The sequence below is a fragment of the Bradyrhizobium sp. genome, from assembly GCF_019244115.1.
In the GTDB taxonomy this organism is placed as follows: Bacteria; Pseudomonadota; Alphaproteobacteria; order Rhizobiales; family Xanthobacteraceae; genus Bradyrhizobium.
In genome coordinates this window covers 1-2,254 of the sequence record NZ_JAFATE010000033.1, presented here as the reverse complement: position 1 = coordinate 2,254, position 2,254 = coordinate 1, and the positions used below count along the sequence as shown (strand labels likewise).

Below are 2,254 nucleotides of genomic sequence, written 5' to 3'. Positions count from 1 at the left end.
TCAGATCAAAGCAGCATCCCTTTGTTCGATCGGAAACGACCATCCCTTCGTCCCGACCTGCCTTCCGGAAGAGCGCCGGCGCGCAGCGGCAGTCAAGGATGTCGTCGCGACTGCGGCGGCACCGGCGCAGCCGGCGCGCAGCGTCCTTGACCGAGCGAGCACGGTGCTAGGCTGAGCTGGTGGCGGTCAGGCAGCACGACGCAACGCCTCTTTTTTGTGCTCGTGCAGATCCTCCATGTTGAGGTAGCGGTGCTGTTCCAGCCAGTTCTCGTGGGTCTCGACCGCAAGCGCCCGCACCAGTCTGAGGCAGCTCTCAGCATTGGGGAAGATCCGTACCACATGGGTGCGGCGCTTGATCTCCTCGTTTAAGCGTTCCAGCATGTTGGTCGATTTCAGATGCTTATGGTGCTGGCGCGGCAGCCGGTAGAAGCTCAGCGTCTCGTCGATGCTTTCTTCAACCCAGCCAGTGAGCTTGGGGTATTTGCCTGACCATTTGGCGAGCCAGGCGGCGAGATCACGACGCGCCTCGGCAAAGTCGCGCCGATCATACAGCCAGCGCAGCTCCTGCAAGCAGTCGTCGTCGACCCGGCGCGGCACGTAATCGAGCGCGTTTCGCAAGAAATGCACATAGCAGCGCTGGTAAGCCGCTTCCGCCAGAACCTCGCGCAGCGCGGCCCGTAGCCCCGCGTGATCGTCGGCAACCACGAATTCGACACCAGTGAGCCCGCGCGCCTTGAGCGCCAACAGAAAGTCCCGCCAGCTCGAGCGGCTCTCCCGGTTGGCGAGCTCGACAGCCAGCACCTGGCGCCGGCCGTCCCAATCGATGCCGATCGCGATCAGCACCGCTTGGCTGACGATCACCCCGGCCTCGCGCACCCGCTCGTAGCGGGCATCAAGGATCAGATAGGGGAAAGCCTCGGCCAACGGCCGGCCGGCGAATTGCGCCAGGCTCGCATCCAGTCGTTGGTTGATCGCGCTAATCGACGAGGCCGAGAAGCTGTGACCGCATAACTCCTCGGTGATTGCTTTGACCCCCGCTTTCGCGAGGGCAGGCTTTTGCGGGTCGAAACCCCTTGCACGTACATCTCTGCCAACGCCGCCACCAATGCCCGCTCCGAGCGCTGGTAGCGTTCGAACAGCTCGGTCGAAAACCGTCCTACTCGGTCCTGCGGCACCCGCAATTCGAGCTTGCCAATCCGCGTGATCAGCGTCCGGCCGTAATACCCCGAGCGGTAGCCGAGGCGGCCTGCCGTCCGCTCACCCTTCGCGGCCCCCAGCGCCTCGGTCATCTCCGCTTCGAGCACCTCCTGCAGGGCCGCGCGCACCAGCGCCCGGAGAAACTCCTCGTCCCCCGCCAGAAGGGCTTTCACGTCAATCGTCCCAGATTTACCTTTCCTCTCGGTCATGGTGTGCATCCTCGCCAAAGGATCCGGTGATGGCCCAATCACCCGCATACCATGACCATCATCACCGGCTTTTGCTGAACTTCCTGGACACTACCGCCTCTCGCCCGTTGTGGTGCACTCCGGCGATCGTCTTTCCGAACCCGTAGCCGGCACTGAGCCTTGTGTGCGGGAGCCGCTCTTTATGCCCCACTGTCAATCGGCTTGCAAAGGGGACCCCTGATCGGCGTCCAAAAAGGACCCCTCTGCGGTGTTGGGGCGTTGGGGCAGGCTTGTCCCAGTAGCGAACAGGAGGGCCCCGCGCGCGTCGCGCAGTGCCTTCACGAGCGACGGAGCGGCGCGCGTGGGAGGTGCCTGTTTGCCCACCGGGGCAAGCCGGGGTGGCACTCAGCCGCGGTGTTTGAAGCGCCAGCTCTCGTTTCCGGTTTCGATGATTTCACAATGATGTGTCAGACGATCGAGGAGCGCGGTTGTCATCTTGGCGTCGCCAAACACACTCGGCCAATCGCCAAAGGCTAGGTTGGTCGTGATGATCAGCGAGGTGCGTTCATAGAGCCGGCTGACGAGATGAAAGAGCAGCTGCCCGCCGCTCTGAGCGAAGGGCAGGTAGCCGAGTTCGTCAAGAATAATGAAGTCCATGCGCGTGAGATATTCGGTGAGGCGGCCCGGCCGGCCGGCGCGGGCTTCGCTCTCAAGCCGATTGACCAGGTCAACGACGGTGTAGAAGCGGCCTCTGGCGCCGCCGCGGATGCACGCGCGCGCAATAGCTATGGCGAGATGCGACTTGCCGGTGCCGGTTCCGCCGATCAGCACGGCATTGCGCTGTTCGGTGAGAAACACGCCGCTCGCCA

General features: G+C 63.5%; 1 protein-coding gene and 1 pseudogene. Both read right to left on the bottom strand.

Annotated elements, in window-relative coordinates; all coding sequences use genetic code 11:
* Positions 1 to 186 precede the first annotated feature (186 nt).
* A pseudogene (locus JOZ76_RS01605) lies at positions 187 to 1,406 on the bottom strand (IS256 family transposase).
* A 384-nt stretch (positions 1,407 to 1,790) separates the two neighbouring features.
* A partial coding sequence (gene istB, locus JOZ76_RS01600; RefSeq protein ID WP_291696886.1) for an IS21-like element helper ATPase IstB occupies positions 1,791 to 2,254 on the bottom strand: 464 nt, incomplete at its 5' end.